The organism is Agrobacterium sp. LEGMi-208b (assembly GCF_059511785.1).
Genome location: NZ_JCALIC010000003.1, coordinates 243,356 through 257,181 on the forward strand (window position 1 = coordinate 243,356; position 13,826 = coordinate 257,181).

The following is a 13,826-nucleotide window of genomic DNA, read 5'->3' on the forward strand; positions in this document are numbered from 1 at the left end:
TGCGGTCTAAGCATCGAGTCGCTGCAACGGGAGTGCGCGGCCGCCGCCTGTGAACCAGTCTGGCTTCGCCGTGGTCCCTATGTCCAAGACACAACAAACCAGCGATCCAGGAGGATACACAATGAACTCACAGAGCTCGCGCCTGCGCTCGATCATCGGCGCTGCAGCCATGCTGCTCGCCGGGAGCGCCGCTGCCCAGGATGTCAGTCACGTTACCGTCAAAGACGATCGCGGCGTCGAAGTCCAGGTTCCAGCCAACGCAAGCCGGATTGCCGCCGTTTCCTATCTCGCTGTCGACGTAGCGCTCGCTCTGGGCATCAAGCCAGTCGCGACCACGTACATGACTGCGGATCGCAATCCTGACTTCCTTCTGGGGCTCACCAAGGACATGAAGGCGATCGGTCAGCGGGCAAAACCGAATTTGGAGCTGCTTTCCGAGATCAAACCGGACGTGATCGTCGCCATGCGTCGATATACGACGGCGAATGCGCCACAGCTCGAAAAGCTTGCGCCCCTCGTTGCCTATAATATGGAGCTTTTGAGCCAGAGCTACCAGGAAGTCGCTGATCTCTCGAAGATTTTCGGCGAGCCGGAGCGTGGTGAAGAGCTGAATGCGAACTTCAAACGCGACCTCGAAACCTATGCCGCCAAGGCACCGAAGGGCGAGAAGCCACGGTTCCAGATCATGTGGGCCGGTGACACGCCGTTCTCGTTCCATACGGAAAACACGACCGCTTCGATTGTCACCGCGCTGGGTGGCGACAACATCATTGGGCCCGTGACGCAAGACGGCAAGTTCGGCGTTCAGGTCAGCCTCGAGACGATGCTTGAGAAGGACCCGCAGGTCATCTTCGTTTATGATGGCGGGCCGAACCGTCCGCATGAAAACAATCCGATCTGGCAGCAATTGTCCGCGGTCAAGAACAACCGCGTTCATTATGTCGGCGACCATTGGGTTGAGACTCAGGGGCCGATCGCACGCGAGATCGTGTTGAAAGAGGCCGCTCATTTCCTCTATCCGGATACTTTCCCGGCAGTCGATGTTCGCGCGGAAGCAGCGAAGATGATTCCGGCTGAACTGCAGAAGTGAGCAACGCATTGAGCGGGAGAAATTCAGCAATTGATGCCCGTTCGATGGCACTGGCGATCATTCTTTTGATCGGCAGTGTCATCGTGACTATCGGTGGTCTGACAATCGGCATGCGCCCCATCCCCCATCATGCACTGTGGACTGTGCTTTCCGCACCGGACGGCAAGATCGACTCCATCCTTGTCTGGACCCTGCGGCTGCCAAGAAGCCTTGCGGCATTCACGGCCGGCACTGGGCTCGGCGTTTCGGGATATCTTTTGCAAACGTTGACCCGCAACCCGCTCGCGGGGCCGGGCCTGACCGGCGTGACGGCTGGCGCCATCGCACCGATTGTGCTCTGTTTCGTCTTCTTTCCGTGGTTATCGTCATTCTATTATCCGCTTGTCGGTCTGGCGGGAGGTCTCGCAGCATCGCTGGTTACCTTCTGGATCGCCCATGGCGGCACCGCCCGACCGCTTCATCTTGCTCTCGGCGGGATCAGCGTTTCGATGTTTCTGGGCGCTGTCACGACCTGGGCGATCCTCTCGACCGGCCCTCAGATTCCATCGCTGCTTTTCTGGCTTTCCGGAGGTTTTCAGGGACGCTCATGGGTGCAGCTTGGTTATATGCTCCCCTGGGTCGTTGTAGGCGTGGTCGGAACGCTCGCCTGTCATCGGATTGTCGGACTCCTGACCCTCAGTGAACAGGCAGCCGCAGGGATGGGATTGCAACTCGCATTCTGGAAACCGCTGCTCCTTCTCATCTCGGTCATTCCGGTGGCCGGGATTACGCCGGTTGCGGGCCCCGTTGCTTTTATTGGGTTGGCATCACCCCATATCGCGCGCCTGTTGAAACCCAGGAATACGCTCTGGAGCATCGTTCTGGCCGCTGTCATCGGCGGTTTCATGGTGGTGCTTGCCGATGTCATCGCCCGCAGCATTGCGCCGCCACGCGAGATACCAGTCGGCATTGCTACGGCGCTGATCGGCGGACCGATCTTCATCTTCCTGGTGCAGCGGCGCAATTTCGCGGGCAGGGGGTAACGATGACCACGAGAGAAATCTCGACAACAACGTCGCACTCCACCAGGTTCATGGTGAGCGTCGCCCTTTTGACCGTGCTGTCACCTATTGTGGCCGTCTTTCTCGGGGTTGCGGACATTCCGCCCGCCGATGTTATCGCCGTATTCGGCGGTCACGGCTCGGCTCAGGCGACCTCCATCATCTGGGACATAAGGCTTCCACGCATCGTGACCGGAATGCTCGCAGGCATCCATCTGGCCACTGCCGGACTGCTGCTGCAAAACATCACCCGCAATCCTCTGGCCGATCCCTCGATCATGGGGGTCTCCCAGGGGGCCACATTGGCAGCGGGCCTGTTCCTGCTGTTTTCCGTCTACATCCATCACACCGGGTCGACGGACCTTCCCGATCTGCCGCTGGAATGGCTTCCGACAGTTGCCACATTGGGCGGATTGGTCGCGGGCGGCCTCATCTATCTTCTGGCGTTCCGCCTTGAACTCGGACCATTGCGCATCACCTTGTGCGGCATTGCCGTTGGGGCGGTGATGCAGGCGCTGGCGATCGGCCTGATCGCAGGCTGGGGGTCGAGCCGTCTCGAAGTCCTGCTCGACTGGTTGGCGGGCAGTCTCTATGCCCGCACCTGGGAACATGCGCTTTTCCTTCTGCCCTATACGACATTGGGGCTGGTCGTTCTGCCGATCATCCGGCGGCCGCTGGATCTGCTTCGGTTCGATTCGCAGGTGGCGCGATCGTTCGGCCTCTCCTACCGTTGGCAGTTCTCCTGCGCGCTCATGGTGTCCTGCGTGCTGGCCGCCAGCGCTGTCGGCACTGTCGGGCCAGTCGTGTTTGTAGGTCTCGTTGTACCGCATATCGCCCGTTTCACCGCTGGCAGACGGGCGGGACTTGTCCTGCCGTTAACGATCGCTTTCGGAGCGGTCTTCATGACCCTCGGTGATCTCATCGGGCGGTTGGTCGGACAGGCCGAAGAAATCCCCATCGGGGTCATCGCTGCACTCGTCGGCGTACCGATCCTGATCATGCTCATTCGCAAGACCCCATGAGGCACAGATGCTGCTATCCTGCTCCGGACTAACCGTCGATTATGGCTCGCGCCGGGCATTGAATGCCCTGAACCTCTCCGTCGGAAAAGGTGAGGTGAGGGCGCTGATCGGCCCCAACGGCTCGGGCAAGAGCACAGCGTTGCAGGCCCTTGCAGGCCTCATCCGTCCGACGTCCGGCGAAGCGGCCATTGACGGCGCGCCGATCGCGTCCATGTCCCGCCGTCAGATCGCGCGCCAGCTGGCGTTCATGCCGCAGCAGCCCACCGCGCCGGACGAGATGACGGTGGAGCAACTGGTGCGGCAGGGGCGTTTCGCGCATGTGGGCCTGTTCAAGTCATACGGGCCGGAGGATGAAAAGGCGATCCGCTGGGCGCTGGAGGCAACAGGACTGTCGGATTTTGCGGCCCGCAGCCTGAGCGCTTTATCGGGTGGCGAGAGGCAGCGCGCCTGGATATCGGCGGCACTCGCGCAGGAAGCCGGCATACTTCTTCTCGACGAGCCGACTTCATTTCTCGATATCGGCTATCAGATCGAGGTTCTGGATCTCATCCATCACCTCAGCCGGGATCGTGGCGTGACCGTCATCATGGCGATCCACGATCTCAATCAGGCCATGTCGATCAGTGATCGCATCTGCCTGCTGAAGCGCGGCGAGATGGTATTCGACGGAGAGCCGAATGACCTTGCCGGAAGTGGCCTGATCGAGAGCGTGTTCAGAGTACGGGGGCGTTTCGTCGAGATTGCTCCCGACGCGCCCCCGCATTTCGACGTGGAACTGGCCCGCCGGACAGCCGTCAGGACTTGATCAGGCGGAAGACGATTTTCGTCTCGGTGTAATAGTCCAGCGTATCGGCAAAATCCGGCATCCAGCCGCCGCTCACGTAAGGCAGGAAACCGTCGAACTGGAGCTTGCGGGCCGTCACCTTGAGGCCGGCGGCTTCGAAAACCTTGGCGTAATCGGTGATCGAACGATCCTGAACGACCGTATTGGTGCGTTCGGCAACGAGGGTGCGCCACTTCGGCCAGAGCGGGTTGTCTGTATGGCAGCCCGTTACGGCGTAATAGACGCTGCCCGGCTTGAGCGCACGCCAGATGTCGGCGGCATGCTGGGCGATGTCTTCGATCAGATAGATCACCTCGTGGCTGAACGCGACATCGAACTGCTCGTCCCAGCCGTCGAGACGCGCCATCGCCTCGTATTGCACCGGGAGTGTTCCCTTGAGTGCGTTCGCCTTGGCGATGGACTGTTCGGCGATATCGGTGCCAAGAGCTTTCCGGAACGGACGGATTGCATAGAGATGACGCAGGAAACCACCCTGATTGCATCCGAAGTCGAGGATCGTCTTGGTCGCCAGGTCACGCTCCGGCATCATGTCGATCAGATGCCGCCAGATGGGTGCATGCCCGTCAGCCATGGCGTCTTCGGCTTGCGGGTCGATGTACCAGGTCGAGATGGTCTTATCGCTTTGCTTGGGTGCCTGTGTCATATTGCATTCCTACTGCTATGTGAGGGACATTTTAGTGTCGCGATGAGTGATCATCGTGCCGACAAGGACGCTCCGCAACGGATCGCTGAATCAGCTCTGGTTCGAAACGTTTCGAAGATGTTTTGAGGGATCAGCTTCGCCCGTTCAAGTGCGCGGTTTGTGGAAATTCGCGGCATCGAAGGATCGGGCCGTAGAACTGCATCTTCGCTTGAGACCTCTTTTCCAAGAAGGTGCCCTGAGACGCTTTGGGAAAACGCGTGGCCCGTCGCGCGAGCGAAGTATCGATGACTGGACCATTGCCAGGTATGGCGGAATCCCGCTGCATTCGCGTTTTGCGTATGTCGTCGCAAGCCGGGCCGCGTCCACGATGGGTAAGGCCTGCGCGGGGATCGCGATGAGTATCGCGAGAATCAGGCCACCCGCAAAACCGGCGGATGGCCAAAATCCGGCGTCTGCAGGCGTCATGCCGCCTGCCTTTGCCACGACGGGAATGGATCAGGCATACCCTGCCAGCGATTTGGCACGAATTCGGTGCTCTCTATCAGGCATGCATTCAGTTCTGCCCGAATAATCGCCTCATTCATAGGGTCTGCTCCGATGAACACGATCTCCTGCCGTCGGTCGCCCCAGACGGGATCGAGATAGGGTTTCATCATGTCCAGAAAGCCCGGATCGCGGGGCCACTGATCCTTCGGTACCGATGTCCACCACAGGCCCATTTTCTGCGTGCGCACGAGGGCGCTTGCCTGACTTAGTTCGCCGACGTGATCCGGACGCGTGGCGAGCCAGAAGAAGCCTTTCGCGCGGACCACGCCCGGCCACGAGCGGTTGATGAAGGATTGGAACTTCGCTGGATCGAACGGCTGCTTCGCGCGATAGACGAAGGACCGGATCCCGTATTCCTCCGTTTCGGGGATATGGTCGGCAAATCCATGGAGTTCCTTGAACCAGAGCGGATGGGTTTCTGCCTTGGCGAAGTCGAAGCGTCCTGTGCCCAATACCTCCTTTAGGTCGACCTTGCCGAAATCGGCCTCGATGAGTTTTGCATCGGCGTTGAGGCTGGCGATGATTTTGCGCGCAGCATCACGCTCTGCAGAGCTTGCCGTACCGATCTTGTTGAGGATGACGACATCGGCGAACTCGATCTGTTCGACGAGGAGGTCGACGAGCGTTCGGTTGTCGCCGTCGCCAGCCGTCTCACCACGGTCGGCCAGGAAGTCGGAGGAACTGTAATCCTTCAGCAGGTTGGCAGCGTCAACGACTGTCACCATCGTGTCGAGCCTTGCGACATCGGAAAGACTGCGGCCATTCTCGTCGCGGAAATCGAACGTCGCTGCGACTGGCAGCGGTTCAGCGATACCAGTGGATTCGATCAGAAGGTAATCGAACCGCCCCTGTTCGGCGAGTGAACGAACCTCCTGAAGGAGGTCGTCGCGCAATGTGCAACAGATGCAGCCATTGGTCATCTCCACCAGCTGTTCCTGCGTCCTCGAGAGGTTGGCCCCGCCGTCGCGTACAAGGGCCGCGTCGATGTTGACCTCACTCATGTCGTTGACGATGAGTGCAACGCGCAGACCATCGCGATTGGTGAGAATGTGGTTGAGAAGGGTCGTCTTTCCGGCGCCGAGGAAGCCCGACAATACCGTTCCGACAGTTTCGATGTCATTTGCATCTCCATTTTTTTGGAAAGGGAATTGGGAAGCGGCACGCGTTCGGATCCGGGCGGTATCCTTTCACGCCTCGCGGATGATCGGACGACCGGACGTTCTGCATTCCTCGCAGACTCCGTGGATTTCCAGACTGCTATGGCGTATCTCGAAGCCATTCATTTTGGCTTGGCGCTGGAGCGTCAAGTCGACGCGTTCGTCGTGAAACTCTTGCGCTCTGCCGCAGTCCTTGCAGATCTGGAACGCTGTGATGTGATTATGGACATGACCACGGACCGCGTGACAGCAGGCCACGAATGCATTCAGGCTTTCGAGCCGGTGAACCCGCCCGAGTTCGACGAGCTTTTCCAGTGCGCGATAGATCTGCAATGGTGCGTTGAGGCCAGCCTCTCGCAATTCGTCCAAGATGCGGTATGCCGTTAAGGGGCGATCGGACTCTTCCAGTACGCTGAGGACCAGGTGCTGGTTTCGGGTCAACCTGAGGTCTACAACGCTGCCTGAATGCACTGGCTTTATCCTTCATGGATACGAGCCACCGAGCAGAAAAATGCAGTCTCGGTAGCGAATGTGATGTTATAACGAAACAATCGTTGACCGATGTAATACCATTACATATGACGCGACTGTCAAGCCGTTTCGTGTTCGGTCCCCAGATTCGATGAGCCATCTGGTCGATCGGCAACCCGACCGCGACACACAGCCCGAACAAGCGAGGAGACATGTTCGCCAATCCATTTGCCAAGCGTAAATCAGCCGCGCAGGCATCGATCACATCATCTGAATCTGCGCCTGCGACCATACCGGTAACACTGCTGACAGGATTCCTGGGCGCCGGGAAGACGACCCTCCTCAACGACATTCTCCGGGATCCCGGAATGGCGAGGGCGGCGGTGATCGTGAATGAGTTCGGTACTGTCGCGATCGATCATGCGCTCGTCCGTACAGGATCCGAATCCTATTTCCAGACGACGACAGGCTGCATCTGCTGCACCGCCACGAGCGATATTCGGGTATCGCTCCACGAGCTGCACGACGCTGTCTCAAAAGGGCAGGCGCCGCCAGTGGATCGTGTCATCATCGAGACGACCGGCCTCGCCGATCCTGCTCCCATCATCAACAGCCTCATCCCTGGCGGAGCTCCGGCGATCGGCCTGCGCGATCATATCGTTGCGCGCACCTTCCATCTCGCAGGGGTCGTCACTGCCTTCGATGTTCTGAGCGGTCGCGCCATGTCGCAGAGTATAATGGAAGGCTGGAAGCAGCTCGCGTTTGCGGATCACGTCGTTCTCACGAAGACCGATCTCGCAGCATCCCCACACGACTGGCCTGCCGAACTGCGTGTCCTCAATCCCTCCGCCCGGTATCACGACCGCAATGGTCCCGCGTTCGTCCTGAGTGATCTGTTCAGCAGTGAGCGGTATGCATTGAACGGGCGGAATGAGGATGTTCGCGGGTGGATTGCCATGCAGGAGCTGGCTCATCATGCCGATCACCCGCATGATCAGAACAGGCAGGGTGAGGAGATAGAAGCGGTCCCACTCGTGCATGACGTGCCACTTGATCCCCAGGCTGTCATGACATTCCTCCACATCGTGACCACGAATGTGAACTCCGGTCTCCCGAGACTCAAGGGGATCTTTGCCGTGACTGACGACTGACCGGCCAATCGTCGCGCATGCCGTCCAGCACAAGCTCTATCCTCTTCAGCGGCTCGACGCCTGGCCGGACGACGACCAGTCCACGCGCGTCGTGCTGATAGGCCAAGACATGCCGCTTGGCCCGATCCGAGATTTGTTCGAGGTGCTGGCCCCCCACCATGCACGAAAAAAAGCGCGGAGATCGCGATGAGTGGCGCCTTCAACAATCCCTTAGGCCGGCGGTCACCGGGCATCGTCTCCAAGGCGAGGGAGATCAAACTCTGGACGCGGGAGCTTCTGGCATTGCCGGACGATGCGATTGTTTCCGTGAACGAACTTTCCTGCGCCCTGCCAGACTGCCCCCCAAAAGAGATCATCGTGTTGGTGATGCATGACGGAGACACGAGGCAGGTTTCCTTGCACACCGCCTTGGCGGATGTGACGAAGGAGCTTCTTGCGCCAGCGCTGACGCGCGTCAATGCAAATGAAGATGCCAGCTCCAGTCGTCCGAACCGGGTCTGAATCCCCCCGGTCCCGACCCACACTTCCACGTGATTCATCTTTTCTGGTGGTGAGGTGATTTTTGGGTTGCCTCCCCGAAAGCCGGCGGCTAGATGATATAACATTACATGCAAGCGACGATGATCTACGGTCGCCTTGATTGATGAAAGACGTGTCTGCCGTGTCTCCAGCCTGCCTTAACTTCAGCGATCTGACCTTGGGCTACGACCAGCACCCGGCCGTGCATCATCTGACCGGCGAAGTGCCTAGGGGGAGCCTTCTGGCAGTCGTCGGAGGGAATGGCTCGGGCAAGTCCACGCTCATGAAGGGTATAGCAGGATTGTTGAGGCCAATGGGCGGTGACTGTGCCGTCGCCTCTGGAACCCGGCTTGCCTATCTTCCGCAGCAGTCCGAACTCGACCGGACTTTTCCCGCCCGGGTCATCGATCTGGTTTCGCTGGGGCTATGGCCGCGTCGCGGTTTGCTTGGACGGCATCGCGCGGAGGACCGCCAGGCGGTGTCGAAGGCGCTCGTATACGTGGGTCTCGAAAATTTCGAGAAGCGTGCGATCGACACCCTGTCCGGCGGTCAGATGCAGCGCGCCCTTTTTGCTCGGGTTCTCGTTCAGGATGCCGATCTGATCCTTCTCGACGAGCCATTCAACGCCGTCGATGAGCAGACGATCGTGGATTTGATCGGACTTATCAAGGTTTGGCACAGTGAGGGGCGTACGGTCCTGGTAGTCGTCCACGATCTCGATCTGGTCCGGGAGCATTTTCCGCAAGCGCTTCTTCTCGCACGCCACCCGGTGGCGTGGGGCGCGTCACGCCAAACCCTTTCTCCGGAAAACCTTCTGAGAGCCCGGCATTATCGAGAGGCCTGGAATGAGAATGCGCCTTGGTGCGGGGGCGAAGCGCCCGAGCCCACTCACCTGCACCACGATCAATCACACCCTCATGATCCGGTAAGGGTTGGGGCGCGATGACGATGGTTTACGACGCACTGATCCTTCCGTTTCTCGAATTTGCATTCATGCAGCGGGCGCTGGCGGGCGCAGTCATGCTGTCGCTGAGCGCCTGCCCCGTGGGCGTGTTCCTGACGCTTCGGCGCATGAGCTTGACAGGCGATGCCATGGCACACGCCATTCTTCCAGGCGCTGCCGCAGGCTTCCTCCTGTACGGACTTGAGATCGTGCCGATGACGATAGGCGGCCTGATCGTCGGCATAGTGGTTGCGCTCGGAGCCGGCGCGGTGGCGAGACTGACCGTTCAGAAGGAAGACGCGTCCATGGCCGCCTTCTATCTGATTTCGCTATCCCTGGGCGTTCTGATGGTTTCGCTCCGGGGGTCGAGTGTGGATCTGATGCATGTCCTGTTCGGTACCGTCCTTGCTCTCAACAACGACGCATTGATGTTGATCGCCATGGTCACCGTCCTGACGCTGGGCATGCTCGGAGTCTTCTGGCGCGCACTGGTCGCGGAATGCATGGACCCCCTCTTTCTGCGGTCCGTGTCTCGTCTCGGATCGCCAGTCCACTTCATATTCCTCGGGCTTGTGGTGACCAATCTCGTCGCGGGGTTTCAGGCGTTGGGGACGCTACTCGCCGTGGGTCTGATGATCCTTCCTGCGGCTGCCGCAAGGTTTTGGACGCAGCAAGTATCCGTCATGTGTGTCGTTGCAATCGGCATTGGGCTTGTCTCGTCTGTCGGCGGGCTGCTCCTGTCCTACCACGCCTCGCTTCCTTCGGGGCCGGCGATCATCCTCTCTGCAGGGGCGCTCTACTTCGTCTCGATCGTTGCCAGCCCGCGCGGGCTGCTCTTGTCGCGACTTCCGCGGTCTGCCCATCGGGCCGCCTGAACTCAAACGATACTGGAATAATCATGAAAAAAATGAAGTCCCTTCTGACTGGCCTGACCTTTGTGGCTCTATGCTCTACGGCGCTACCCGGCTATGCCCAGGACAAGAAACTCGCCGTCGTGGCCAGTTTCTCGATCATCGGGGATCTGGCCAAGGAGGTCGGTGGCGACCGCATCGAGCTCAGGACTCTGGTCGGACCGAACAGCGACGCCCACGTCTACGAACCCCGCCCGGCCGACGCGCTGGCTCTGGCTCGCGCGGATGTCGTTCTTGTCAACGGCTTGATGTTCGAAGGATTCATGGATCGCCTGATCGAGGCCAGCGAATCCAAGGCTCCGGTCACCGTACTGACCGATGGCGCGGAAATCCTCAACGATCCCAAGGGCGGACATTACCACTATATCGATGGCAAGGCGATCTTCCACGCGACGCCGAATGACCCCCATGCATGGCAGTCGGTCGGCAACGCCAAGGTCTATGTCGGTAACATCGCCAAGGCATTCTGCGCTGCGGATAAGGACGGGTGCCCGACTTATGAAAAGAATGCCGCCGCCTATGACGATAAGCTGACGGGCCTTGCAGCCGAGATCAAGACTGCGATCGACAGCCTGCCCAAGGAACGCAGGGTCGCCGTCGTGGCCCACAACGCCTTTCGGTACTTTGAGAAGGACTTTGGCGTGACTTTCCTGGCACCGCAGGGCGTATCGACGGAATCCGAAGCATCCGCGGCCGACGTTGCCTCGCTCATCCGCGAGATCAGGGAGAAGAAAGCCGCAGCGGTATTCTCGGAAAACATTTCGGACGCGCGGCTCGTCGAGCAGATCGCCTCCGAAGCTGGCCTCGAATTAGGCGGTACTCTTTATTCCGACGCCCTCTCGCCAGCGGACGGCCCGGCAGCAAGCTACCTCGAGATGATGCGCTACAACGTCAAGACACTCGTGGAAGCTATCAATCGCGGCTGACTCCGCAAAGTCAGCGGCAAATCTCGACCATCGGATGTTACGATATATCATTAAATAGGAGAGAACTTTGAGACATCTTACCTTGGGCGTATCCGCCCTTGCACTTGCGGCAAGCCTGATCGGGCCAGCGGCGTTCGCCAACGACGATGAAGAAGACGTCACGCTGTATCGCGTGTTCGTCGGTGATCATGCAGCCGGAAAGGTGACCGCCTTCGACCTGAGCAAGCCGGAAAACCGTTGGACGTTCGAGACGACGGGTCAGAACAAGCTCTACAGCGTCAATGAAGGCGCCGCCATCGTCTCGGTTCAGTCGGACGATGACGTCGTAAACTTCATCAATAGCGGCATCTCCCTGCATGCCCACGGTGATCATTCCGACATCGAGATCGCCGATCCGAAGGCTGTGGACAAGACGCTGACCGGCCCGCGCCCGTTCCACGTCATCGATCATGACGGCAAGATCGTCATCAACTTCGACAAGGGTGGATACAACGACATCGTCGAGGCGCATGAGCTGTCGAATGGCGAGATCGAATCCACGCGGATGAAGCAGGCCCACGCACACCACGGTTTCGCGGCACCTGTCGGTCACAGCTGGGTCACGACGGTCGCTTCGGATGCGCCGGTCGAGGGCGACGCCGCTCCGACACGCGTCGGTCTGCGTGAAGTCAAGGCCGATGGCACGCCGGTTGGTGACGTTGCAACGTGCACCGGCATTCATGGCGAGGCCTTCTCTGGCGTATATCTCGCCGCAGGTTGCAAGGAAGGCATCCTCACCGTAACGCCCGGCAAGGACGGCCTTGTCATCAAGCTGCTGCCGTATCCGGCAGACCTCCCGAGCGGCCAGGCCACCGGCACACTGCTCGGCGCAAAAAGCATGCAGGTCTTCATGGGCAATTATGGCGCCAAGGGCCTCGTCGTCGTCGATCCGGTCGATGCTCCGAACTTCCGTTACATCGAGTTGCCGTTCCGCCGCATCGACTTCGCACTTGATCCGGCCAATGCCCGCTTCGGATATGTTCTGACCGAAGACGGTTCGCTCAACCAGATCGACGTTCTCAAGGGCGAACTTGCCAAGAGCGCCAAGGTCACCGACCCCTATTCCATGGACGGTCACTGGAACGATCCGCGTCCGCGCATTGCAATGGCTGGCGACGAGGTCGTCATCACGGATCCCAATGCAGGACTGGTTCGCCGCATTTCCAAGACCGAACTGAAGGAAGTCGGGACGATCAAGGTTGAAGGCAAGCCTTACAACATCGCTGTCGCAGGCGGCAGCGGCAAGGTTCATGAGCATGGCGAAGGCCACGACCACGAGGGTCACGATCATGCGCATGCACACAGCCATGGCGACCCGCAGATCTACAAGGGCTATTTCGAAGACAGCCAGATCAAGGATCGTCCGCTTTCCGATTACGCTGGCGACTGGCAGTCGGTCTTCCCGCTTCTGAAGGACGGTTCGCTTGAACCCGTATGGAAGCATAAGGCCGAGAATGGCACTGCAAGCGTCGAACATATCCGCGCCGAATACGAAGCCGGATACAAGACCGACGTAGATCGCATCGCGATCGAGGGCGACGTTGTGTCCTTCTACAAGGACGGCAAGCCGACCAAGGCCAGCTATGCCTATGATGGCAAGGAAACCTTGACATACAAGAAGGGTAACCGCGGCGTCCGCTTCATCTTCAAGAAGACCGATGGTGACAAGTCTGCACCTGATTTCATTCAGTTCAGCGACCACAAGATCGCTCCGGAGAAGACCGACCACTTCCACATCTTCTGGGGCAACGACCGTGCAGCGCTTCTTGAAGAAGTGACCAATTGGCCGACCTACTACCCTGCGTCGCTGTCGGCGAAGCAGATCGTCAGTGAGATGAAGGCCCACTAAGGCACGCTTGCAAATGCGTCCGGCCCAAGGGCCGGGCGCTACGCGACCAACAGGTCGTCGATTTAATGCCAAATCAGTCAGGTGAAATATGAAGGCAGCGCCCAACACTGCACAGGCCATCTCCGAACATTGGAACGGTCGCGCTCATCGCTTTAATGATGCCGCCTCCCATGTACGGCTCCACGAGGGATGGAAGCGTGTTTTCTCGACGGCGCTCGGTAGTGAAGCCAGAGAGGCCATCGACCTTGGTTGCGGTACGGGCGCATGCACTCTGCTTCTTGCCGAGTGTGGACATCAGGTGACCGGCGTGGACGGGTCCGAAGGCATGCTCTCATATGCTCTCACGGATGCAGCCAATCGCGGGCTGAATGTCAGCTTCATTCATTCCTCGATGGATGACGCGGAGCTTCCCGACGACAGCGCGGATATTGTGACCCTGCGAAACGTTCTCTGGACACTGGAGAATCCGGCGGACGCCCTGGCGCTGGCCGAACGCGTCCTGCGACCTGGTGGACGGTTGCTGCTCTCGGATGGTCTGTGGTTCGTTCATAGGGCAAACAACAGCGCGGAAACATTCGGTGCCCATCTGCCTTTCTACAACGGCCTCACGGCGAGCGATAGCAGTCGCGAGATCGACTTTTTCGTCATGACTGCGACAAAGCCGTTCTGACACTG

The 13,826-nt window shown here is 59.3% G+C and carries 13 protein-coding genes and 1 pseudogene; 11 read left to right on the forward strand and 3 right to left on the reverse strand.

Going from position 1 to position 13,826, the window contains the following annotated elements; translation table 11 throughout:
- Positions 1-121: 121 nt before the first annotated feature.
- The 4 genes from AC5YUO_RS26605 to AC5YUO_RS26620 are packed head-to-tail and all read left to right on the forward strand — an operon-like array spanning position 122 to position 3,957.
- A complete protein-coding gene (locus tag AC5YUO_RS26605; protein ID WP_496156756.1) occupies positions 122-1,090 on the forward strand; it encodes an ABC transporter substrate-binding protein in 969 nt (322 codons plus the stop codon).
- Between the two features lie 44 nt (positions 1,091-1,134).
- Positions 1,135-2,112, forward strand: a complete 978-nt coding sequence (locus AC5YUO_RS26610) for a FecCD family ABC transporter permease (RefSeq protein WP_496156757.1) — start codon at positions 1,135-1,137, stop codon at positions 2,110-2,112.
- A gap of 2 nt (positions 2,113-2,114) precedes the next feature.
- Positions 2,115-3,152, forward strand: a complete 1,038-nt coding sequence (locus tag AC5YUO_RS26615; protein ID WP_496156758.1) for a FecCD family ABC transporter permease — start codon at positions 2,115-2,117, stop codon at positions 3,150-3,152.
- Between the two features lie 7 nt (positions 3,153-3,159).
- Entirely contained in the window at positions 3,160-3,957 is a 798-nt protein-coding gene (locus AC5YUO_RS26620) for an ABC transporter ATP-binding protein (RefSeq protein ID WP_496156759.1), read from the forward strand.
- Here AC5YUO_RS26620 and AC5YUO_RS26625 read toward each other — a convergent pair.
- The 3 genes from AC5YUO_RS26625 to AC5YUO_RS26635 form a co-directional block, all read right to left on the reverse strand.
- Positions 3,947-4,639: a class I SAM-dependent methyltransferase gene (locus AC5YUO_RS26625; protein ID WP_496156760.1), complete on the reverse strand. Its 693-nt coding sequence runs from the start codon at positions 4,637-4,639 to the stop codon at positions 3,947-3,949. The genes AC5YUO_RS26620 and AC5YUO_RS26625 overlap by 11 nt on opposite strands.
- A 461-nt stretch (positions 4,640-5,100) precedes the next feature.
- The gene (locus AC5YUO_RS26630; RefSeq protein WP_496156863.1) at positions 5,101-6,300 is read right to left on the reverse strand and encodes a GTP-binding protein; all 1,200 of its coding nucleotides are present in this window, start codon (positions 6,298-6,300) and stop codon (positions 5,101-5,103) included.
- A 72-nt stretch (positions 6,301-6,372) separates the two neighbouring features.
- Complete coding sequence (locus tag AC5YUO_RS26635; protein ID WP_496156761.1) at positions 6,373-6,813, reverse strand: Fur family transcriptional regulator; 441 nt, start codon at positions 6,811-6,813, stop codon at positions 6,373-6,375.
- 212 nt (positions 6,814-7,025) lie between these two features.
- Here AC5YUO_RS26635 and AC5YUO_RS26640 point away from each other — a divergent pair.
- From AC5YUO_RS26640 to AC5YUO_RS26670, 7 genes and pseudogenes are all read left to right on the forward strand, one after another.
- Positions 7,026-8,154: pseudogene (locus AC5YUO_RS26640) on the forward strand (CobW family GTP-binding protein).
- Positions 8,151-8,465, forward strand: a complete 315-nt coding sequence (locus AC5YUO_RS26645; protein WP_496156762.1) for a hypothetical protein — start codon at positions 8,151-8,153, stop codon at positions 8,463-8,465. Before AC5YUO_RS26640 ends, AC5YUO_RS26645 begins: the two are co-directional and overlap by 4 nt.
- A 160-nt stretch (positions 8,466-8,625) precedes the next feature.
- A complete protein-coding gene (gene aztA, locus AC5YUO_RS26650; RefSeq protein WP_496156864.1) occupies positions 8,626-9,429 on the forward strand; it encodes a zinc ABC transporter ATP-binding protein AztA in 804 nt (267 codons plus the stop codon).
- A complete protein-coding gene (gene aztB / locus AC5YUO_RS26655) occupies positions 9,426-10,301 on the forward strand; it encodes a zinc ABC transporter permease AztB (protein ID WP_496156763.1) in 876 nt (291 codons plus the stop codon). The genes aztA and aztB overlap by 4 nt, the downstream gene beginning before the upstream one ends.
- 23 nt (positions 10,302-10,324) lie before the next feature.
- Positions 10,325-11,263 carry a zinc ABC transporter substrate-binding protein AztC gene (gene aztC, locus AC5YUO_RS26660; RefSeq protein WP_496156764.1) on the forward strand — a complete coding sequence of 313 codons (939 nt, stop codon included), beginning with the start codon at positions 10,325-10,327 and terminating at the stop codon, positions 11,261-11,263.
- A gap of 67 nt (positions 11,264-11,330) precedes the next feature.
- Complete coding sequence (locus AC5YUO_RS26665; RefSeq protein WP_496156765.1) at positions 11,331-13,151, forward strand: ZinT/AdcA family metal-binding protein; 1,821 nt, start codon at positions 11,331-11,333, stop codon at positions 13,149-13,151.
- An 88-nt stretch (positions 13,152-13,239) separates the two neighbouring features.
- A complete protein-coding gene (locus AC5YUO_RS26670; protein WP_496156766.1) occupies positions 13,240-13,821 on the forward strand; it encodes a class I SAM-dependent methyltransferase in 582 nt (193 codons plus the stop codon).
- Positions 13,822-13,826 lie beyond the last annotated feature (5 nt).